General features: G+C 63.0%; 17 protein-coding genes and 2 tRNA genes. 14 read left to right on the top strand and 5 right to left on the bottom strand.

The annotated features are described in order from the left end of the window. Positions 1–192 precede the first annotated feature (192 nt). From ACO08C_RS02025 to ACO08C_RS02015, 3 genes are all read left to right on the top strand, one after another. Entirely contained in the window at positions 193–2,718 is a 2,526-nt protein-coding gene (locus ACO08C_RS02025; RefSeq protein ID WP_421787084.1) for a TonB-dependent receptor, read from the top strand. Positions 2,719–2,839: 121 nt separating this feature from the next. Continuing rightward, positions 2,840–3,877 carry a hypothetical protein gene (locus ACO08C_RS02020; RefSeq protein WP_421787082.1) on the top strand — a complete coding sequence of 346 codons (1,038 nt, stop codon included), beginning with the start codon at positions 2,840–2,842 and terminating at the stop codon, positions 3,875–3,877. After that, positions 3,878–4,444: a hypothetical protein gene (locus tag ACO08C_RS02015; RefSeq protein WP_421787081.1), complete on the top strand. Its 567-nt coding sequence runs from the start codon at positions 3,878–3,880 to the stop codon at positions 4,442–4,444. Here the strand turns inward: ACO08C_RS02015 and ACO08C_RS02010 are convergent. The 3 genes from ACO08C_RS02010 to ACO08C_RS02000 are packed head-to-tail and all read right to left on the bottom strand — an operon-like array spanning position 4,441 to position 8,398. Next, positions 4,441–4,908, bottom strand: a complete 468-nt coding sequence (locus ACO08C_RS02010) for a CC0125/CC1285 family lipoprotein (RefSeq protein WP_421787079.1) — start codon at positions 4,906–4,908, stop codon at positions 4,441–4,443. The two genes, ACO08C_RS02015 and ACO08C_RS02010, sit on opposite strands and share 4 nt — an antisense overlap. Positions 4,909–4,910: 2 nt before the next feature. Further along, positions 4,911–7,052 carry a methylmalonyl-CoA mutase gene (scpA, locus tag ACO08C_RS02005; RefSeq protein ID WP_421787078.1) on the bottom strand — a complete coding sequence of 714 codons (2,142 nt, stop codon included), beginning with the start codon at positions 7,050–7,052 and terminating at the stop codon, positions 4,911–4,913. After that, positions 7,049–8,398: a methylmalonyl-CoA mutase family protein gene (locus ACO08C_RS02000; RefSeq protein WP_421787076.1), complete on the bottom strand. Its 1,350-nt coding sequence runs from the start codon at positions 8,396–8,398 to the stop codon at positions 7,049–7,051. The genes scpA and ACO08C_RS02000 overlap by 4 nt, the downstream gene beginning before the upstream one ends. Before the next feature lie 141 nt (positions 8,399–8,539). On the opposite strand from ACO08C_RS02000, the gene ACO08C_RS01995 reads away from it, so the two are divergent. Further along, positions 8,540–10,180: a DUF2793 domain-containing protein gene (locus tag ACO08C_RS01995; protein ID WP_421787074.1), complete on the top strand. Its 1,641-nt coding sequence runs from the start codon at positions 8,540–8,542 to the stop codon at positions 10,178–10,180. A gap of 63 nt (positions 10,181–10,243) precedes the next feature. Here the strand turns inward: ACO08C_RS01995 and ACO08C_RS01990 are convergent, their stop codons facing one another. Both ACO08C_RS01990 and ACO08C_RS01985 read right to left on the bottom strand, forming a co-directional pair. Then, positions 10,244–11,257, bottom strand: coding sequence for an alpha/beta fold hydrolase (locus ACO08C_RS01990; RefSeq protein WP_421787072.1), 1,014 nt, complete (start codon positions 11,255–11,257; stop codon positions 10,244–10,246). Between the two features lie 7 nt (positions 11,258–11,264). Further along, positions 11,265–11,339: transfer RNA gene (locus ACO08C_RS01985), tRNA-Thr, on the bottom strand. Between the two features lie 283 nt (positions 11,340–11,622). On the opposite strand from ACO08C_RS01985, the gene murA reads away from it, so the two are divergent. The 10 genes from murA (at position 11,623) to ACO08C_RS01935 (ending at position 21,960) form a co-directional block, all read left to right on the top strand. Further along, complete coding sequence (gene murA, locus ACO08C_RS01980) at positions 11,623–12,882, top strand: UDP-N-acetylglucosamine 1-carboxyvinyltransferase (protein WP_421787071.1); 1,260 nt, start codon at positions 11,623–11,625, stop codon at positions 12,880–12,882. 10 nt (positions 12,883–12,892) lie between these two features. Further along, positions 12,893–13,333, top strand: a complete 441-nt coding sequence (locus ACO08C_RS01975) for a DUF2948 family protein (RefSeq protein ID WP_421787069.1) — start codon at positions 12,893–12,895, stop codon at positions 13,331–13,333. After that, entirely contained in the window at positions 13,330–13,803 is a 474-nt protein-coding gene (locus ACO08C_RS01970; protein ID WP_421787068.1) for a UPF0262 family protein, read from the top strand. Before ACO08C_RS01975 ends, ACO08C_RS01970 begins: the two co-directional genes overlap by 4 nt. Before the next feature lie 111 nt (positions 13,804–13,914). After that, positions 13,915–14,133 (top strand): translation initiation factor IF-1, encoded by a 219-nt coding sequence (infA, locus tag ACO08C_RS01965; RefSeq protein ID WP_019961978.1) that lies wholly within the window; start codon positions 13,915–13,917, stop codon positions 14,131–14,133. Between the two features lie 18 nt (positions 14,134–14,151). Continuing rightward, positions 14,152–14,736, top strand: coding sequence for a Maf family protein (locus ACO08C_RS01960; RefSeq protein WP_421787065.1), 585 nt, complete (start codon positions 14,152–14,154; stop codon positions 14,734–14,736). Then, positions 14,733–15,806: a ribonuclease E/G gene (locus ACO08C_RS01955; RefSeq protein WP_421787063.1), complete on the top strand. Its 1,074-nt coding sequence runs from the start codon at positions 14,733–14,735 to the stop codon at positions 15,804–15,806. The genes ACO08C_RS01960 and ACO08C_RS01955 overlap by 4 nt, the downstream gene beginning before the upstream one ends. Further along, complete coding sequence (locus ACO08C_RS01950; RefSeq protein ID WP_421787061.1) at positions 15,803–15,976, top strand: DNA gyrase inhibitor YacG; 174 nt, start codon at positions 15,803–15,805, stop codon at positions 15,974–15,976. Before ACO08C_RS01955 ends, ACO08C_RS01950 begins: the two co-directional genes overlap by 4 nt. A gap of 90 nt (positions 15,977–16,066) precedes the next feature. Then, positions 16,067–16,142 (top strand) — tRNA-Phe (locus tag ACO08C_RS01945). A 140-nt stretch (positions 16,143–16,282) separates the two neighbouring features. Next, positions 16,283–19,219: a S8 family peptidase gene (locus ACO08C_RS01940; protein ID WP_421787060.1), complete on the top strand. Its 2,937-nt coding sequence runs from the start codon at positions 16,283–16,285 to the stop codon at positions 19,217–19,219. Between the two features lie 152 nt (positions 19,220–19,371). Continuing rightward, on the top strand, positions 19,372–21,960 hold the full coding sequence (locus tag ACO08C_RS01935) for an EAL domain-containing protein (protein WP_421787058.1): 2,589 nt from the start codon (positions 19,372–19,374) through the stop codon (positions 21,958–21,960).

Below are 21,960 nucleotides of genomic sequence, written 5' to 3'. Positions count from 1 at the left end.
GGCACTTGATGTGACATTGCTGCAACGATAGGGGCGAAAATGGCCGGAAATATCGCCACGCGCACGATTTGGAACATGTCTGCATCACTGACCGTCTTTTGCGGCGGAATGAAATAGGACAGAATTACAACATCAAACAGCGGCAAACGTCCGCATACAGAACTGGCATCGCCAGGACCGGGAGGAATTCTAATGAAATTTTCAAGCCGTGCAGTCCTGATGGCTGCTGTCGCCGCCGGAGCCTTGTCCGCCCCGGCATTTGCGCAGGAACGTCAGACGGTCGACGTCATTACCGTCACCGCGCAGAAGCGGGAACAAGGCATCCAGGACGTTCCGGTGGCCGTGACCGCTTACACTGCCGAGCTGCTGCAGAACTCGGGCGTACGTGATATTCGTGACCTCGCCGTCGTAGCGCCGGGCCTGAACGTCACCTCGACCTCCAGCGAATACTCGACGACGGCGCGCATTCGCGGCGTCGGTACTGTCGGAGATAACCCGGGCCTAGAATCGTCGGTTGGTATCGTCATCGACGGCGTGCCGCGCGCGCGTAACGGCGTTAGCTTCGGTGATCTTGGTGAAATCGAGCGCATCGAAGTGCTGCGCGGTCCGCAGGGAACGCTGTTTGGCGCAAACACCTCGGCCGGTATCATCAACATCGTCACTGCCGATCCTGAATTCGAGTTCGGCGCGAGCCTCGAAGCAACCTATCTCACCGATGGGGCCGATGGCTATCGGCTTGCGGGCAGTGTGACGGGCCCCTTGGCCGAGGATCAGGCGGCCTTCCGCCTGTATGCTGCAACCGGTGATCGCGACGGTTTCCAGACCGTTCAAACCTTTGGCGGCCCGCGCACTGAGGGCGAAGACAACGACCAGGATTTCTGGACTGTCCGCGGTTCCGTCCTGTTTGATCTGAATGAACGCGGCGAGCTGATTCTACGGGGCGATTTCACGAGCCGCGACGAAAATTGTTGCGGCGCGCCAAGCATTGTCTCTGGCCCAACCGCCGGAGCTATCAATTTCCTCGTTCCGGGCGGGCGTCCGCTACCGGGTGCTGAAGATCCCTTCAGCCGGGTCATCCAGTCCAATCGCGCGACCACTCAAGACATCGAGGATGGCGGCTTCCAGTTCGAATATGTCTACGAGTTCGAGAATTTCGAACTCACGGCCATCGGTTCGACGCGCGATTATGAAATCGTTTCCGGTCAGGACACCGATTTCACCGGGGCGGACATCGTCTACCGCGACCCAGATCTCAATTCGTTCGAATTTGGCAACTCGACATTCGAATTGCGCGCTCAAGGTGAAACGGACCGGCTTGACTGGTTGGTCGGCGTCTTCTTCTCGAACGAAGAGCTCGTGCGCCGCGATGCCATTCAGTACGGTTCTGACTTCGAAGCGTATCTGGGTCTGATTGGCGGCGGCAACCCGCTGCTGGTGACTTCGCTCGCAAACGGTCTCGGCGGTGCCTTTATTCCCGGTTATACGCCGCTGGCACCGGGGCAAGGCTTCCCGGCCGGCAGCGCAAACTCTGGCGGCGACCGCTATGAGCAGGATGGCCAGACTTTCGGCATCTTCACCCACAACACGTTTGCGATCGGCGAAAACACCGACCTGACTTTCGGTCTGCGCTGGAACAACACAGAGAAGGACGCCACCGCGAATTTCTCGCCGTCCAACGCACCGGCATGTGATGTCTGGGAAGCGGTCTTTGGCGAGGCGCTGGATTTCTCGACGGCCCAGAACCAGGCGATCCTGGCAGGCTTTTCGGCCGGCAGCGGTGTTCCGGTTCCCAGCCTGATCCAGTTTGGAACGTTCACCTGCCTGCCGAGCGCACGTGATGTGTATTCGAACATCAATTTCAACGAGTCATTGTCTGAAGACGAAGTGACGGGTTTGATCTCGCTGTCGCATCGCTTCAACGACGACTTCCTGATGTATGGTACGTATTCGCGCGGCTACAAGGCTGGCGGTTTCAACCTCGACCGGTTCACACAGGCTGGCTCGACGCCGGTCAACTTCACCAGTGTCCTGAATGGAACGTCGCCCTATCCGGCGCAGTTCGATCCGGAAATCGTCAACTCCTATGAGATCGGCTTCAAAACCGAAGCGGCCAACGACACGCTGCTGGCCAACCTCTACCTGTTCTACTCGGATTTCGAGAGCTTCCAGCTCAACACGTTCAACGGCATCGCATTCTTCGTCACATCGCTGAACAATGGCGCGGTGACACAAGGTGCCGAATTCGAACTGCTGTGGTTCCCGGAGAATGTGCCGGGGCTGACGTTGCAAGGCGGCGTGACCTATGCCGACGCGACGTATAACAGCTTTGCTCCGACCGGAACGGCGGATGTCGACCGTCTGTCGGGTCAGAACTTCTCGCTCGCTCCGGAATGGTACACGTCCGGCTCGATCAGCTACGTCCAGCCCTTCGGCGACGGCATGCAATGGCTCGCACATCTGAACGGCCGTTACCTGTCTGAACAGAACACTGGTTCGGACCTGGATCCGGAGAAGGTTCAGGAAGGCTATGCGATCATCAATGCGCGCCTCGGAATCGGCGCGGAAGACGAAAGCTGGTCGCTTGAACTCTTCGCCAACAATCTGTTCGACGAGGAATATGTCCAGGTGGCGTTTGACGGTCCGTTCCAGCCGGGCTCGTTCAATGCCTTCCTCGGCCAGCCGCGCACGGTCGGTCTGACGCTGCGGGCACGCCGCTAGTCGGATTCAAATCTAGAAGAGGGGCCGGAGTTTTTGCTCCGGCCCTTTTTCTTTGCCGCCGAATCGTCATCTTGGATAGGATGCGATTCGCATTAGCCTGTTGCGGACCAACGAGTGAGACATGACCCCCATCCGCCGCACATTCCTGATCGGCTTGGCCGTGTTTCTGCTGTTCGCGGTCTTTGTTACCAACTGGACGGCAGCCGCCCCTTCCGTGCTTGAGCGCCGCTTGCAGGCTGCGGTCGACGCCGCACTCCACGATCGATCCTTCAGCTGGGCGCGGGCCACGGTGGACGGTCAGGTTGCAACATTGCGCGGCCGCTGGCCTGATGACGGGGTTCACGAGGCCGCGATTGAAGCGATCTACAGTGCCGAATGGGCCGGCGGCTGGTTGGCGGGGGGCATTACGCGTGTCATCGACCAATCCGTCGAACAGGAAGGCGAAGCCCCCAGCCAGCTGATCGCGGTGCTTGAAAATGGCGAGCTTGAGCTCTCGGGAATCGCCCCGGCGGAAACCGCGCGCGACGATATCGCGGGCCTGGCCAGCGTCCTGTTTCCAGCACGAGCCTCGGTAAGGATTTCGGTGCGGGAAAACGCCGGCGAGACGGCGGGTTGGGTGGAAGCGGCGTCTCAACTTCTGTCCGCGCTATCGCGTCTGGATCAAAGCGCCGGCCGGCTCCATGGCGACACGATCGTGTTGTATGGCCTGACCACGAACGCGCAGCAGGCCGAGAACGCGCTTTCCGCGATCGACGCCGCCCCCGCACGATTCCATACGATCGGATGGGTCAGGACCGAGACGGAAATATTCGGCGAAATCGGGTCAATTGCTGATTGCCGGCAGCTTCTCGACACCGCGGGAATGCTGGGACGGCTGCGTTTCAATCCGGGCAGCGCGGAACTCGCAGCGAGCGCCCAACAAACACTTGAGCACTTGGCAGCCGTTGCTGGCGCATGCCCGGCGCGCAGCCTTTCGGTCTCAGTGCGGCCGGTCGTGGGTGGCGATCCCGATGCGGAAGCGCTTGCGATGGCAAGGGGGCTCGCCGTTCGGGCTGCGCTGGAAGCCCGGTCCATTGATCCGGCGAACGTCGCCGTCGCCGTCAATGCGGAGCAGGATCAACTCGTGGTACTTTCACCGCAAATGCAGGGAGACGGCTAGATGCTGTGGCTGATCTGGCAGGTTTGGATTTTTCTGTTCATCGCCTTCGGCCTAGGCCTGGCGCTGGGCTGGCGGCTATGGTCGGCATCCGGTGAAGCGGGTAAGGCGTTGCGCGATGCCCAAGAGCAGATCGGCCAATTACAGCGCGAGAATGACAGCCTGACCCGGCTGGTGGCGCAAAACCAGGCCGACCGGGAGACGGCGAGTCAGGCAAAGCCTGCCGTTGGAACGCCGAAATCCGCCGCGGCAAAGCCTGCTTCGGAGCCGGTCAAGACGGGGGCCGCTACGAAGTCCGCGTCAGCGCCCAAAACCAGGGCCGGCAAGCCAAAAACGGCATCGCCGAAGCCCGCCGCCAAGGCGGCGCCGGCGAAGCCCGACGATCTGACCGAATTGAAAGGGCTGGGTCCCAAGGCCTCGGACGCGCTCAAGGCCGAAGGCGTCACCACGTTTGCGCAGATCGCTGCCTGGACGAAGAAAGACGTTGAGCGCTGGGACGACAAGCTGACCGCGCGCGGCCGGATCACGCGGGACGACTGGGTCGGTCAGGCGAAAGCCAAAACCGGCTAGGACTGCCAGCGCATGACCTCTCGGGCGTCATAGACGTCCGGCGCGCTCGCGGGCGTACCGCTACCGATCACGATTTCCAGGAAAATCGTCTTGTCGCCCGCACCCGGATTGAGCCGCAGTCCAAGGCCGACGCTGGAGCCCGAATACCGGCTGTTGCCGAAGGTCTGGCCGACACTGCCGCCGACCGAGACGGGACGTTCGGAATCGCCGTCGCGGCTGCGTGACACTACGCGGAACCAGTCGCCGCCGCGTTCCAGCGTCAAATCGGCTGCGCGGCGCAGCGCGAGATCTTCCAGCTCCTGGAACGAGACGTCAGCCCCGCCATCGAAGCGGATGCGGATGCGGTCATTCTCGATTTGCTGTTCGGAATAGCCGCGATTGCTGCCATTTGCGGGCGCATAGACAGTCGGGCCACTGGCGCAGGCACCTGCCATCAGGGCCAAGCTAAGGATCAAAATTCGCATGTTCAGGCCTCCTGGCTGGCGACGGCGAGATCGAGACGGTCCAATAGATCCAACGCACTGTCGGCGATGACGGTTCCCGGCGGGAAGACGGCAGCCGCGCCCATCTGGCGCAACACGGCGATGTCGTCCGGCGGCACCACGCCGCCAACAATCACCAGCATGTCCTCGCGGCCGCGATCCCGCAAGGCATTGCGCAATTCGGGCAGGAGGGTGAGGTGACCGGCGGCCAGCGAGGACATGGCTGCGGCATGCACATTCTCTGTATCCGCCAGCTCGGCGGCTTCCTCGGGCGTCTGGAAGAGCGGGCCGATGATCACCTCCCAACCCATGTCGGCAAACGCCGACGCGACGACTTTCTGGCCCCGGTCATGCCCGTCCTGGCCGAGCTTGGCGATCAGGATTTTCGGCTTCTCGCCGGTTCGGGCTTTGAAGGCATTGGCGGCTTTCTTGGCGCGGGCAATCTTGTCGTTATCACCCGCAGCCTCGGCATAAACGCCCTTGATGACCCGGATGTCCGCCTCATGCCGGTTGAAGACCTTTTCCAGCGCCGACGAAATCTCGCCAACGGTCGCCTTGGCGCGGGCCGCCTCGACGGCCAGGGCGAGGAGATTGCCACCCTGTTCCGCACCTCGCGTCAGCGCATTCAGGGACGCCTCGAGCGCCGCCGCATCGCGCTCTCGGCGCAGCCGCTCCAGCTTGTCTTCCTGCTCCTTACGGACCTGGTAATTGTCCACCTTCAGGACCGGTACATCCTCGTCCTCGTCGAGCGTGAATTTGTTGACGCCGGTAATCGTCTGCTGGCCGGAATCGATCCGCGCCTGGGTGCGGGCCGCGGCTTCTTCGATCCGCAGTTTCGGCGTGCCTTCGGAAATCGCCTTGGCCATACCGCCGAGTTCGTCGACTTCGCGGATGTGGCCGAGGGCACGGGCAGCCAGGTCCTGTGTGAGGCTCTCGACGAAATGCGAGCCGCCCCACGGGTCGATCGCATCGATCAGACGGCTCTCCTCAGCCAGCACGAGCTGCGTGTTGCGCGCGATCCGGGCGGAGAAATCGGTCGGCAGGGCGAGCGCTTCATCCAGCGAGTTCGTGTGCAGCGACTGGGTGTGACCGTCAATGGCGGCGATTGCCTCAAGTATCGTGCGGCCGACATTGTTGAACACGTCCTGCGCTGTCAGCGACCAGCCCGAGGTCTGGCAATGCGTGCGCAGGCAGATCGACTTGTCGGACTTCGGCGCGAACCGGTCCTTGACGAGCCCGGCCCACAACAGCCGTGCCGCGCGCAGCTTGGCGATCTCCATGAACACATTCATGCCGATGCCGAAGAAGAAGGAGAGGCGCGGCGCGAAACGGTCCACATCCAGCCCGGCATCGACGCCGGTGCGAATATATTCCAGCCCGTCGGCGATCGTGTAGGCGAGCTCCAGATCCGCCGGCGCGCCGGCCTCCTGCATGTGGTAGCCGGAGATCGAGATCGAGTTGAAGCGCGGTATATGTTCCGCCGTGTAGGCGAAAATGTCGGAAACGATCCGCATCGAGGGCTTGGGCGGATAGATGTAGGTGTTGCGGACCATGAACTCCTTGAGGATGTCGTTCTGGATGGTCCCCGTGAGCCGGTCCGGCGCAACGCCCTGTTCCTCGGCGGCGACGATGTAGAGCGCCATGACCGGCAGCACCGCGCCATTCATGGTCATCGACACACTCATCTCGTCGAGCGGGATACCGTCGAACAATTCGCGCATGTCGTAGATGGAATCGATCGCCACGCCGGCCATGCCGACATCGCCGGCCACCCGCGGATGATCGCTGTCATAGCCGCGGTGCGTGGCCAGATCGAAGGCCACCGACAAACCCTTCTGGCCCGCCGCGAGATTGCGCCGGTAAAAAGCGTTGGAATCGCGTGCCGTCGAGAAGCCGGCATACTGCCGGATCGTCCACGGCCGCTGCAGGAACATGGTCGGGTAGGGGCCGCGAATGAAAGGCGCCGCGCCGGGCAGGCTCTGCGCCAGACGCTCCGCGCGGCTATCCGGCCCATACCGGTCGCGGATCGGAATGCCTTCCGGCGAATGCCAGGCAATCTCGCCACTGTCCGGCTGCGCCGTGCTCCGTTCGAGCTCAATCTGCGAAAAATCGATCCGCCGGCTCATGCGCCACCTCCCGCACCTGCAACATTTTCAAGGCGCATGGCGGGAAACCGCATATCGCTGGCGGGTGCGACCTCGCCAGGCTCATACCGCATCTCCCGCAGATCTGGCGCCGCATGGCGGCTGACACCGATGATGGCCGGGTCCTGCTGGCTGTAGCGCTCGGCCAGCTGTTCGCGTGCCTTGCCGACATCGGCTACGAAGCCGGCATCACTCGACAATGCCGAAAATCCGCCATCGGCCTCGATCTGCTGGAATATCGCCCACGCTTTGGTCGCCAGCTCTGCCGTCAGTGTTTCGTGCAGATAAGCCCCCGATGCCGCATCGCGTACCAGGCCCAGATGCGATTCTTCCTGCATCAAAATGTGGAGATTTCGCGCCACCCGGCGCGCCCGCCGGTCGGGCCGGCCGAGGGCATGGGTGGCCGGCAATACGGTCATGATATCGGCACCACCCACGGCGCCGGCGAATCCGGCCGCCGACAGGCGGATCAGGTTCGTCCACGGATCCTGCCGCGTCATCATCCGCCCGCTGGTCACCGCACGCAGTCGAACTGGCGCGTCGGTTTCGTAGGCTTTGGCGATCTGGCCGAGCACCAGGCGAGCGGCGCGCAACTTACATATTGAAAGATGGATATCGGCATCTACGGCGATTGCGATCTCGCAATGCGCCAGCGCGGCCTCTGCGCTTCCGCCCTGATCTATAAACTGCGCAATGATCTCGGCGAGTCCTGCTGCGGCATAGGCAATCTCTTGCGCTTCCGTGCCGCCGGAGTCGTGAACGCAACGCGCATCGACGCTGGCAATCCGCCAATCGGGATAATCGCCGGCCAATGGCACAATGTCCGGATGGTCGGGCGGCAGTCCGAGCCCGCCCGTTTTGGCGCGGCGCTCGCCCAACCGTTTTGCCAGCATCCCGTGATCGGCGAGGCTGGACGGTTCCAGAAAGACCGGGGCAATCGATATATCGACGCCGTCGAGCGCAGCGTCGAGATCATCGGCCGACACGACCGGCACGCCCCATTCGCCATTCGGATCGATGAGCAGGCCGATTTCCGATACTCCGCCCATGAGATCGCGCAGGATGGCAGCGTTCGCCGCGCCGGTATCCGCCTCGGTGAAGGTCTGCCGGATTTGCCACGGCAAATACCTGTCGCGTGCCGGAGCATCCAGCGATGCGTCGGCCGCTGCCGAAAAGAAGACCGGGCCTCGCGCAATGCCGTCGGCTGTGTGGCGCACAAGCGCCTCATCGAAATCCGCCCCGCGCAGCGCCTTTTCGGCGAGCGGCCGCCATGCGGCGGTGTCACCAAATGTCATATCCTTGATCAGCGCGTGGAGATCGTCATGCATCATCGCGATTCCCATTGTCTCGACGGCGCGCGGGAAAAATCATCCTGCCGCCGCAGGTCAAGTGTCCGCGGCGAGGATAAGCCGTTCCCGTCTCCACGCACACCCGTCTCCGCATAGGCTTTGCCGTGCAAGGAGACACGCATGTCCACGGAAAGCTCGCCCCGTCTTGGTCTCGACTATGTGCTGGCCGCACAAGCCCAGAAGCACGTCACGGTGAATGAAAGCCTGCGCCGGTTGGATGCGCTGGTGCAGGCATCGGTGGTCAGCCGGTCGACCGACACGCAGCCGGCTTCGCCAGCCGAGGGCGATGCCTACATTCTGACCGCCCAGGCGGCAGGTGCTGACTGGGATTTGATGGCGGACGGCGCCTTGGCGATCTATCGCGACGCGGAATGGGCGGAAATTCCATCCAAAGAAGGGTGGCGTATCTGGGTTGAGGACGACCAAGAGCTGATCGTCCATGTCGGCGGTGTCTGGGGTCCGCTTTCCGACAGCATCACAGCACTGGGGAACCTTCATCGTTTCGGCCTGGGGACCACAGCGGACGCATCGAACCCTTTTACGGCAAAGCTCAATGCGGCGCTTTGGACCGCGTTGACCGCCGGCGAGGGCGGCACCGGCGATTTACGCTGCAGCCTGAACAAGGAGTCTGGAGGCCATGTCTTATCGCTCCTGTTCCAGTCGGCCTACTCCAGCCGCGCGGAAATGGGCTTGCTTGGCGATGATGAGTTTCGACTGAAACTCAGCCCCGACGGAGCGGCATGGCAGGATGTGATCCGCGCCCGCCCCGAGCGCCTCGATATAGCCGCGCCGGACGGCGTCTGGGTGAATGCAGTCAATGGCACGGCGCCTGCGGTGCGGCGCAACCGCATCCTCAACGGTGACTTCGGTATCGCTCAGCGCGGCACCAGCTTTGCGTCCGCCGCTTCGGGTGATCGCCTGCTCGATGGCTGGAAGCTGGCCAGCGCGGGTGGCATGACCTGCGATATCGCGCAATTGTCCTTCGCACCGGGGCAGGGCGATGTACCCGGCGGCCCCCGCCATTATCTCGAATGGACGCTCACCGGCACGGCCGCCGGCTATCCCGCAATCGAGCAGCGGATCGAAAACGTCGATTGCTTGCCGCAAGGCGATACCGTCCTGTCGTTTCACGCCATGGCCGACAGGTCGGTTTCATTGACGGCGACCTTCCGGCGGCATTTCGGGTCGGGCGGATCGGCCAGCGATGTGCTGGTCCAGCAGACGCTGTCCCTGTCGGCCAGCTGGGCGCGTTTCACGGTGGCGGTCCCCGTTGCAAGCCTCGATGGCAAGACGTTGGGCGACGGGCACAGCCTCGCGCTGGAGCTCAATCTGCAGGATGGCGAGACCAGCGTCGTTATCTCGCTCGCGGATATTCAGTTCGAACCGGGCGATACGGCCACGCCATTCGAGCGGCTGTCTTTCTCCGAAAACCTGCAACGATGCCAGCGCTATGTTGCGTCCACCTACGCGCCGGCGATCGCGCCCGGCAGTGCGGTCATGGACGGCGCGCTACGATCGGCCACCAGCGGGCCGGCGAACACGGCCATTTTTAACTGGCGGCTGGCCGTTCCAATGCGTGCGGCTCCCTCGGTCACGGCCTACTCGCCGCAGACCGGCGCGAGCGGAAAGATCGACGCGTCCGGAACCGATCTCGCGGCCTCTATCCTGTCGACCTCGACGAATGCGATTGCGGTTCAAAGCGCCTCGCATTCAGGCGTCGATCTCGCCGCGGTGCACCTCTTCGCCACCGCAGAATTGTAAGGCTGCGTACCGGAGATTTTGTACCCAGCAGCTCGAGACCGGCTTTCCGCCTGGCGCCGGTCGTTAAACGCTCTTCGCCAGACGACCGGCTGCGGCCCGGAAGGCCGGATGGACGGCAGGCGTCATGGCATGGCCGTTATGCGTCACGAGCGACAATCGCGAGTGCGGACATGCCGCGTGCAGGCGCATGGCCGCTAGCGGCGGGCAGACGACATCAAATCGGCTCTGCACGATTTCGACCGGAAACCGCGCCAATTGCCCGGCATTGTCTACGAGCTGATCCGGACCGAGAAAACAGCGCTGGGCAAAATAATGCGCTTCGATCAGGGAATGGCAGGCGACATACTCAAAACCGCGCCCGGCCAGGGCTTCGCGCGCGCTGTCGGGTGATGTGTCGAGCCAGGAGATGCGCTCCTCATACTCGGTCCACCGGTAAAGGGTTGAGCGGCGCAAGCCCTCCAGCGAGGCGTCCGGTTCGATCAATCGCCTCAGATCGCCCAGCCCCCGATCGAGTTCAGCCTGCATTGCGGCAAGATGGTCCGAGAAAAAGCCGGTTAAATCCGAACGTTGGGGTGCGGCCGCGCCGTTCAGGAAGGCGTCGAACGCGTCCGGGAACAGGTTCGGCGCCCCCGGCCGGAAATGCCACCAGGCCAGCTCGTTATCCGTCGACAGAAAGACCGCCGTCACCAGAACGCCGGTCACCGACTCAGGATGGGTTTGTGCATAGGCGAGGGCGAGCGTCGAGCCCCAGGACGCGCCGCTGACGATCCAGCGCTCGATACCGCACATCTCGCGCAGGCGCTCGATATCCGCGATCAAATCGGCGGTGGTGTTGTTTTCCAGCGAGAATTTAGGCGTCGACCGACCGCACCCGCGCTGGTCGAACAGCAGGACGTCAAACCGGTCAGGGTCGAAAAAGCGCCGGTGCGCCGCCGTGCAACCCGATCCCGGTCCGCCATGCAGCCAGACCAGTGGAATCCCGCCCGGCTTGCCGCACCGTTCCCAATAGAGCGCATGCCCGTCGCTGGTTGCCAGGCGGCCGCTGTCATAGGGTGCAATGTCCGGAAATATCGTCATGAAGGGCTGGTGCCGCAGGGGAGAGTTGAACTCCCGACCTCATCATTACCAATGATGCGCTCTACCACTGAGCTACTGCGGCCCGAAGCCACGAAGCGCGGCGTATAACCCAAGCCGCTGCGCTCGCCAAGCCTGCCTTGACGCAAAGGCGCAGCGTGGGCACACGGAAGACATGCCGGATAAAGATCTCCCGAAGTCATCGCGCGATAAGACACCGAAACAGACCGAGCGTGAAGCCCGCCTGGCCGCGGCACTGCGGCGAAATCTGCGGCGGCGGAAAGCGCCCGGAAAAGCTGACAAGGCGCCTTGAAATGGCCATGCGGCCGACATGAGTATCGGTCAGGCGAAGGTGAAGGCGGAGCGCTATGGATTCGATCAAGATACGCGGCGGACAGGAGCTGAAAGGATCGGTACCGATTTCCGGTGCCAAGAACTCGGCGCTCAAGCTGATGGTCGCGACCATCTTGTCGGACGAGCCCCTGATTCTTGGTCGGATGCCGGATCTCGCCGATACGCGCTTTCTGACAACATTGCTGCAACATTTCGGCGCCGAGGTGAGCCGTGACGGCGATACAATGCGCCTTCACACGCAGCGGATTGAAAATGCCGAGGCGCCCTATGATCTCGTCCGGAAAATGCGGGCCAGCTTCAATGTTCTGGGCCCGCTGCTGGCCCGCAATGGCGAAGCCCGGGTTTCCTTGCCGGGCGGCTGCGCCATCGGCGCGCGCCCCGTCGACCTGCATCTGAAGGCGCTCGAAGCGCTGGGGGCCGAAATCGAGCTCACCGAAGGCTATGTCGAAGCGAAGGCGCCGAAGGGATTGCAGGGCGGACAGGTGACCTTCCCCTTCGTCTCAGTTGGCGCCACCGAACACGCCATGCTGGCAGCGGTGCTGGCAAGGGGCGAGACGACGCTGGAGAACGCGGCGCGCGAGCCGGAAATCGTTGATCTGGCAGACTGTCTGAATGCGATGGGCGCGAAAGTGTCAGGGGCGGGGAGTGCGACGATTACCATTCAGGGTGTCGGCTCGTTGAGCGGTGCGGCGCATGCCGTCGTCCCCGATCGGATCGAGACCGGCACTTACGCATTGGCCGCGGCAACGGCCGGCGGCGACGTGTTGTTGAAAGACGCGGTCTGGAAACACAATGAAGCGCTTTGGGACCGGCTGGAAAAAGCCGGCGCAGCGGTTGCCAAGGAAGATGGCGGCGTGCGGGTTCGCGCGAAGCGAGGCCGGTTGGCCGCCACCGATATCGAAACGCGCCCCTATCCTGGGTTTCCGACCGATGAACAGGCCCAGTTCATGGCCGCGATGACCGTCGCGGACGGCCGCTCGGTGATCCGCGAGACCATTTTCGAGAACCGGTTCATGCACGCGCCGGAGCTGATGCGCATGGGCGCAAAGATCGATCTGCGTGGTAATGAAGCCATCGTCACAGGCGTCGAGACATTACGCGGCGCACAAGTGATGGCGACCGATCTGCGCGCCTCGGTGTCGCTGGTGATCGCGGGACTGGTGGCCGCAGGTGAAACCACGATCGGTCGCGTCTATCATCTCGACAGGGGATTCGAAGGGCTCGAAGCGAAGCTGGCGGCATGCGGAGCGGATATCGAGCGCGTCAAAGACTAGGACCGGGATTGTGGTACGACGTAAACCGCTGAAGCTCGCCGCGCAGGACGCCGACGATCTCGCCGTGATATCCGCGGCGCTGCAGGATGCCGTCGCCCAGCTGGGCGATCTCCGGTTCGACCGGCGCCGCCGCCGTTTCACGGCGGTACTCAACCGTTTCCGCTGGGAAGATAAGGGTCCGGGTCAGGCTTGGCGGACGCGATCCGCGCTTGATTTTTCCAGTGTGCTGAGCGCCAGCTCGAAACGTTTGAAACAGGATTCGCCGGGTGCAATCGTTTCGCTGCTCGCAGTAACATTCGAGCCGGGCGAGACGCCCGGCGGCCGGGTGCGGCTGTCCTTCTCCGGCGGTGGCGAGATGCAGCTCGAAGTGGAATGCATCGATGCTCTGCTGGCCGATATATCCGTACCCTGGCCCGCAAAAGGGCGTCCGTCGCATGAGACTCCGGAATGAGCGATGCCGAATATATCGCCGCCATCGATCTGGTCGGGCTCAAGACCGGCGATGCAACGGCGGATCGGGAAAGGCGGGTGGCCATTTCCGACCTGCTCGAGGCGAACCGTTTTTCGCCGGACGGTAATGCTGCGGGTCCCTATCACGTCCAATTGTCGATCGATGATGGCCGCCTGACCATCGACATCCGCACCGAAGGCGGCGATCCGGTACATGCCTTCCTGTTCTCGCTCGGGCCCTTCCGCGGCATCTTCAAGGACTATTTCATGATCTGTGAGAGCTATCATGAAGCCGTGCGCGATTCGTCGCTCGCCCAGATCGAGGCGATCGATATGGGCCGGCGCGGGGTTCACAATGAGGGCGCAGAGCTGCTGCGCGAGCGCTTTTCCGGCAAGATCGACGTCGATTTCGAGACGGCGCGGCGTCTGTTCACGCTCATCGGAGCGCTTCATCATCGCGGCGGCGCCTGATATTCACGCAATTCCGGGCTCGACTTTTGCTGCACCAGAAGACTATATACCGCGCCGCACGGGCATTTGTGCTATGCTCGCGTGTCGATTCACCGCCATCAAGAGGAGCTCATGGCGAAAGAAGAGTTGTTGGAATTTCCAGGTGAAGTCACCGAATTGCTGCCCAATGCAACATTTCGCGTGAAGCTGGAAAACGACCATGAGATTATTGCCCATACGGCGGGCAAGATGCGCAAGAACCGCATCCGCGTTCTGGCGGGCGACAAGGTGCTCGTCGAAATGACGCCGTACGATCTGACCAAGGGCCGGATCACCTATCGCTTCAAGTAAATCTGACGAGCGGCCGGCATGACCCCGCCCGTGCATCTGGTGCTGGCCAGCGCGTCGCCGCGCCGCCTCGAGCTTCTGCGCCGCATCGGTGTCGAACCGGACGCCGTGCGCCCTAGCGACATCGACGAAAGTGAGATCCCCGGCGAAACGCCCCGCCAGCTTGCCGAACGGCTTGCGCGGTCGAAGGCTGCGGCGATAGCGGCAACGGACGCGTTGGTCCTGGGCTCCGACACGGTCGTCGCGGTCGGACGCCGCATTCTGCCCAAGACCGGAACTGAGGAAGAGGCTCGCCGCTGCCTCGAACTCCTGTCCGGGCGCGGACACCGCGTCTGGACCGGCGTCGCTCTGGCGCATCCGGACGGGCGGCTGGCTTCGCGCGTGGTCGAAACCCGCGTGTCGATGAAACGGCTGACGGACGAGGAGATTCGCGCCTATCTCGACAGTGGCGAGTGGAAGGGCAAGGCCGGCGGCTATGCCATCCAGGGCCGCGCCGAAGCCTTCGTCACGAAACTCGTCGGCTCCTATTCCGGCGTCATGGGCCTGCCGCTCCATGAAACCGCCAACCTCCTGCGCGGCTTCGGCTACCCGGTGCTCAAGCCATGAGCCGGCTGATTGCCGTCGAGGAGTGGGTGGGTGAAACGCGCGCGGCCATCGTTGAAAACGGCCGCGTCGTCGAATTGCATTTCGACCACTGGAGCGAGCAGGGCACCCGCGCTCATACCGGCGAGCTGTATGCCGGGCGCATCACCCGTATCGACGGCGCGCTGAACGCGGCCTTTGTCGATCTCGGCCGCGGCGATCCGGGATTTCTCCCCTTCGGCAAGGCCGGGCGGCCGAAAGGCTGGCACGACGGTGCCATGATCGGCGTGCGGGTCGCGCGCGAGGCCTTCGCGGAGAAAGGGCCGACGCTGGCGGTCGCGGATGGCGATGAGCGGCCGGACGCGCCGGGCCTGATCGAGACCGATGCCAATCTCGCCGAACGCCTGCTGCGCCGTTATCCCGAGGCCGAGGTCAAATGGGCCGACGAGGCCGGGATCGACATTGCAGGCGCCATCGACGCGGCGCTGGACACGAGGGTCGGCCTCAAGGGCGGCGGTGCGTTGCGCATCGAGCCGACGGCGGCCCTCACCGCCATCGACATCGACAGCGTCGGGCGCACGGCGAATGCCGGGCGCAAGCTGGCGCTGGACGTCAACCTCGCCGCCATGCCGGAGATCGCGCGCCAGATCCGGCTTCGCGGGCTGGGCGGCAATATCGTCATCGATTGCCTGCATCTGCGCAGCCAGCCGGACCGCAAAGCGGTAGAAGGCGCGCTCAAGAAGGCGCTGAAGCCCGACCCGGCCCGCATCGATCTCCTGCCGATCTCGCGCTTTGGCCTGATCGAGATGGCACGCCAGCGCACCGGACGCTCGGTCGCGGAAATCCTGACAGACGGCGAAGGCGCCTTAAGCGTCGAGACGCGCGCGCTAGCAGCGCTCCGCCACCTCCTTCTGGAGGGCGCGGCCAACCGTTCCGCGAAGCTCAATCTGACAGTGGCGCCAGACATTCACGATTGGCTGGATCCGGACCGCATCGGCTGGCGCGCCGCCCTGACCGACCGCATCGGCCCGCGTTTCACTTTGGCCGTTCAGGCGCCGGAACAGCGAAACGATTTCGAGGTGACGACGGCATGAGAAAGCGTCCGGCCTGTCCGATCTGCAAGAAACCGGCGGAGGACAGATGGCGTCCTTTCTGCTCGAAACGCTGCGCCGATGCCGATCTCGGCCACTGGCTGGCGGACGATTACGCCATTCCCGGCGAGCCGGTCCGGGAAGAACCCGAAGACCCCTCTGCACAAGACTGACGGGCAGGCGCATCAGGGCGTGGACAGCACCCGCGGGCTTGCCTATAACGCCGCCTCTCCAACGGTTCCGCTGCGGCGGAGCAAACAGGCGCCCAGGTAGCTCAGTTGGTAGAGCAGCGGATTGAAAATCCGCGTGTCGGTGGTTCGAATCCGCCCCTGGGCACCATTTCAAATCCGAACGATCCCGTTACCGGCCTGTAAACCATTGTGTCGATTTAGGTTTTGGAAACCATCTTCATTAGTTCGAATTTGAATAAAATGCCCGAAAACATCCCCCATCACGGGCAATCCTCATGGGGGACCGATATGAAAAAGTTTTTGCGGACAACGGTGGCGGCTTCGGCTCTTCTCGGTGCAGCAACGTCGATTACGGCGGCACCGGCCTTGGCCATGAACGGCAACACGGAAGAAGAAACCTTCCTGTTTGCCTATCACGGCGACATCGACCCGTTCCGGGGCGATATCGATCCCTTCCACGGCGATATCAGCCCGTTCCGCGGCGATATCGATCCCTTCTACGGGGATATCTCGCCCTTCTGGGGCGACATCTCACCCTTCTGGGGCGACATCGATCCCTTCCACGGTGATATCAATCCGTTCCATGGCGACATCTCGCCGTTCTGGGGCGACATCTCCCCCTTCTATGGCGACATCGATCCCTTCTATGGCGACATCAACCCGTTCTGGGGCGATATCGGTCCGTTCTGGGGTGACATCGGTCCATTCTGGGGCGATCTCAATGCCTCCTGGGGCGATATCGATCCGTTCTCTGAGTCGGCGGCACAGGACTACCAGTCGGTGGTCGACCAGCTGCGCCAGATGTTCACACAAGCCGATGGCGTCTTCGGCGCCGCGGTCCAGCACGAAACCGGCCAGTCGCTGCAGGACGCCGTGCTGGCGGAACTGCTCGCCAAATACGGCATCGATCTCGACAACCCGGAAAGCCTCGCCGAAATGGATGCGGCTGACCGCTCGGCCTTCTTCCTCGACTTCTATGACGGGCTGATGGGCTTCACCGGTCTCGACCGTGTCGATCACTGGATGCCGCAGGTCAACTGGACGCCGGCGCTCTCGCAAGCGGTCGGTGGCGGCCAGGACATCGTGATCGGTCTTCTGGACTTCAGCTTCACCCGCAGCGAAGCCATGAATGTCCGCGGCTCGCGCGGCGAGCAGGACAATTACGGCACGTCGCACGGTGCGGCGGTCGGCAGCCTGATCAACGCGCCGCTCGACGGTACGGGCATCATGGGCATCGCGCCGAATTCGACGGTGTCGGCCTACAACCCGTTTGACGAATCCCTGTCGACCAACTTCACGGAAGTGCGGACGGGCATCAATCGCATGTTCAACGACCATGTTCGCGTCGTGAACCTGTCGCTGGGTGTGCCGGGTACGACCTTCTCGCAAGAGTGGGCCGGCGTGTTCAGCCACCACGACCTGCGGGATCACCGCAGCGAGGCGGTGTTCGTATTTGCCGCCGGTAATGATGGCTATACGCAGACCTTCGATGTCGACTGGACGGCGGTTGGCGATGTCAGCACGTTGATCGTGGTCGGCTCGGTTGATCCGGTCAGCAACATCTCCTTCTTCTCCAACCGTCCGGGCGATGCCTGTTTCACGGTCGATGGAACGTGCCAGGAAGGCTACCGCCTGATGGACCGCTTCATGGTCGCGCCGGGCGAGCTGATCCTGGTTTCGGACGGCGAGGGCGGCGTGATGCGCCAGACCGGTACGTCCTTCGCGGCACCGCTGGTGTCGGGCGCGGCCGCGCTGGTTCAGGCCCGCTGGGGCTGGCTGGAGAGCCGCGATGTGGCGGACGTCCTCCTGCGCTCGGCCCGCGATCTCGGCGCCCCTGGCACCGACCCGGTCTATGGCCGCGGCATGCTGGACATTGGTGCGGCCCTCTCGCCGCTCGACCGCGACGCGCTCTACATCGTCTTCGATGCGGGCGACGCGCCGGAACGCCGCAGGGTCACGGGTCCGGGCTGGAGTGCCGGCCGGCTGACCTTCCATTCACCGGAAGAGAACTCGATCGTCATGTTCGAGGACCTCAACAACACCTTCCGCGACTTCGTGGTGCCGCTCGACGAGCTGGACTTCGAACTCACTGACGAGGAACTGGCGCGCGCCATGGATGCGCAAGCCTATCTCGCCGAGCGCAGCCGTCGGAACGACGACGACGATGATGATGATGACGATGACGGTAATGACTTCCGCGATATCCGCGAATATTCGGTCGACATGGCCGCCCGCGGTAATCTCCGGGTCAGCGTCGTCGCTTCGAACCTCGATCCGCGTGATTATGCCGGCAATGACGAGCTGGGCTTCCAGGTCGGTGTCCGCATCGCGGACGACCAGGATGGCCGCGAACTGCGCTTCGGTCACGGTGAAGGCGCCTTGGCGCTAACCACGCAGAACGGCTTCGGCCTCTTCTCCGACCATCGTCCGGAGACGGGCGGCGTCAATCCGGTGCTCGGCTTCGCCTCGGGCGGTCTCTACGGCATGGCCGGATACGAGATCTCGGAAAACACGCGCCTCAACTTCGGTCTCACGACCAATCGCGAGGAGCACAACACCGTCCTGCCGTACTCCGGCGAGGAACGCAGCGTGACGGGACTTGCCCCGTACCAGGCCGCGGCCTTCAACCTCACGGCCACCCATACGGTGCGTGACGGTCTGGACGTGAATGTCGGCTACACGCTGCTTCGCGAGGAGAGCGGGCTGCTCGGTGCTCAAGGTGCCGGTGTGCTCGACATCTCCGGCGGTTCCATGACCGACGCGGTCACCTTCGGTGTCGCCACGACGCTGCCGGCCCGGATCCGCTTCGACGCCTCGGGCACGCTGGCCCGGACGCGCAGCGGCGGAATCGACAACGAAGCCCTGCAATTGAGCGAGGACACGTTGTCGACGGCTTTCCAGGTCACCATGACCCGCACCCGCGTCCTGTCGGATCGTGATGCCCTCCGCTTCAGCGTCATCCAGCCGCTGCATGTGGAAAGCGGGGCGCTGGAATACTCGACGGCCCGGATCACGGACCGCGACACCGGCGCAATGGAACTGACGACCGAGACCTGGCGTCTGGGTGGCGAGCGTCCGCTCTACGCAGAAGCCATGTACGGCACCTCACTATTCGGTGGATCAACCGACTTCAGCCTCTTCTCCCGCGTGGAGCTGGCCGGCGACGACCAGTACGAGGAATTCAGCGGGGTTTCCGCTGGCGGACGATTGACCATCGAGTTCTAAACAACCAACCCCGGCGTGAAAACTGGCCGCCTTTCCGTGAGGGAAAGGCGGCCTTTTTCTTGCGACTTCCGTGAAGCGCTGAATTCTTAAAATATTAACGCTGCTCGTATTCAAGTGTAGGTGGAAAATTCTTGATCGGCTGACAGTCAACCATGCACCTTCGCCAGCACACCGTATTGCTGATGGTTATGCTCGCCGCCCTGACGGCGTCTCCGGTGCGCGCGCAAACCGAGCCGGCGCTGAACCAGCCCTATGCAGAAGCGGTTGCGGAAGCCCGCGCGAACATGATGCGCGATCCGGCCGCCGCGCTCGAATTGGCCCAGCGCGCCGAGCGCATGGTGCCGGTCGGAATTGATGGAACAGCGGAGGCCACGGCGCTTGCCACCACGAGCTGGTTACAGGCTGAAGCGCTGACTCGCATGGCGCGGCCGGGTGAGGCCCGGCCGGTGGCCGAGCGGGCGCTGGAATTGCTGGGCGAAAACCCGGCCCCCACAAAACTTTACGCCGACATCCTGCTGGCGCTTGGCCGGACGCTCAAAATCACCGGCGAGCACGGTCTGGCGCTGGACCATTTCCAGGCAGCTTACGAGGTCTATGCCGTGATCGGCGAGGCGCGCAGCCAGGCCATCGTGCTGCAGTCGATCGGTTCGATCTATAACGATGCCCGTCAGTATGAACGCGCGATCGAGTATTTCGAGGACGCGGCGGATCGCTATCACGACAACAATCTCGATCTGGCCGCATTCAACAATCTCGGCAACGCATATACCGCGCTCGAGCAATTCGAGCCGGCACTGGAAAGCTATGAGCGCGCCCTCGGAATCGCCGAAGAGATTCAGAGCGGCCTGTTGCAGGCCCGCATCCTCAACAATATCGCCTCCATGCATATCGCGGCGGAAGACTGGACGGCGGCTGATAATGCGATCACGCGCGCTTTCAACGTCGCCGGCGATCCTCAAGGCGCTGAGTGGGGACGTTTTCTGTACGGGGTGAGGGCGCAGGCGGCGCTCGGCCGCCGTGAATACCAGGACGCGCGCGATTACATGAACCGCGTCTTTGACGGGGTGATGCTGAACGAGACCAATCAGCACTACACGGATTTCCATGAAAGCGCGGCGCGGCTCTATGCCGAGCTTGGCGAGCATGAGCTGGCGCTCGAGCATTTCGAGGCGTTCAAGCGGCTCGACGATGAGGGCCGGTCCTTTGCGGCTTCCGCGAACGCTGCACTGGTCGGCGCCCAGTTCGATTTCGCGGCCCAGGAGCTGGAGATCGAGCAGCTTCGCACGGTCGGTCTGGAACGTGAACTTGCACTGGCTGAAAGCGAAACCCAGCGGCAGCGGCTGATTGCCATCGGCGCCGGCGCGCTGCTGGTCATGATGCTGCTGGCCTCGGTATTGATCATCCGCGGCTTCCGCCAGCGAAACCGCATGATGAAAGACATGCTGTTCGTGGACGCTGAAACCGGCCTGCCCACGCGGCATTCGCTGGTCAAGGACCGGAACCGCGACATCGAGCGCGGGGGTGCCGAAACCTTTTTTGCGGCGGTTCGCCTCGACCGGGCTTCGAATTTCGAAACGCTGCTCGGCTTTTCCACTTTTATCAAAGTCCAAACCAAGCTAGGCGAGCGGCTGGCGGCGGCCGAAGGCGTCACCGAGGTGGGCCTCATCGGACCGGGCCTGTTCGGCGTTTTGCTCGATACCGATGACCATCTGCTGCTCGAACACGACATCAAGGACCTGGTCGATCTGGTGTCGCGGCCAATGGCCATCGACGGCGTCGAGCTCGACATCGGGCTGACGGTGGGGCTCGCCAACGACCGGCAAAGCGAGATCGCGGTCCGCAACGCGGTCATCGCGCTGTCTCAGGCCGACGAGAACCAGGCCGGCATGGCGATCTTCAATGAACGCCAGCTCGGCGATCCCACGGAAAATCTCAGCCTGATGACGCGCATGCGGACGGCCTTGACGTCCGGCGGCATCGAATTGCACCTGCAGCCCAAGCTCGACTTGCGGTCCGGCCGGATCACGGCAGCCGAGGCCTTGTTCCGCTGGAACGATCCCGAACGCGGCTATATTCGGCCCGACGACTTCATTCCGCAGGCGGAGGAAACCGGCAAGATCCGCGAACTAACCGAATGGTCAATCCGCGAAGCCATCAAGCAGAAAGCCTATCTCGCCAATCACGGCTTCGATGTCGAGATCGCGGTGAACATTTCCGGCCGGCTGGTGACCGATGCCGGTTTCGGTGCGCGCGTGCTCGACATTATCGGCTATGGCAGCAATGCCCTCACGCTGGAGATCACAGAGACGGCGATGATGCACAAGCCCGACCAGGCGATGCACAATCTCGACCGCTGGGTCGACGCCGGCTGCAAGATCGCGATCGACGATTACGGCACGGGCTTTTCCTCGCTGGCCTATCTCAAGCGTCTGCCCTGCCATGAGCTGAAGCTGGACAAGACCTTCATCAGCGGCTCGCAGACATCGAGCAAGGACCGCACCCTGATCAAGTCGACGGTCGACCTGGCGCACAATCTCGGCATGACGCTGACCGCCGAAGGCGTGGAAGACGAGGTCGTACTCGCCGCCCTCAAGGCGATGGGCTGCGACCATGCCCAGGGCTATGTGATCTCGCGTGCCACGAACTGTGAGGAATTCCTACGCTATCTCGCTTCACTTGAAGCCGAGGACATTGGCCGAGATTCGGTCAGCTGGAATGCCGACACGTCTGCCCGTAATTGA

The sequence above is a fragment of the Hyphobacterium sp. genome (genome assembly GCF_965229905.1).
In the GTDB taxonomy this organism is placed as follows: Bacteria; Pseudomonadota; Alphaproteobacteria; order Caulobacterales; family Maricaulaceae; genus Hyphobacterium.
This window is presented reverse-complemented; position numbering and strand designations above follow the sequence as displayed.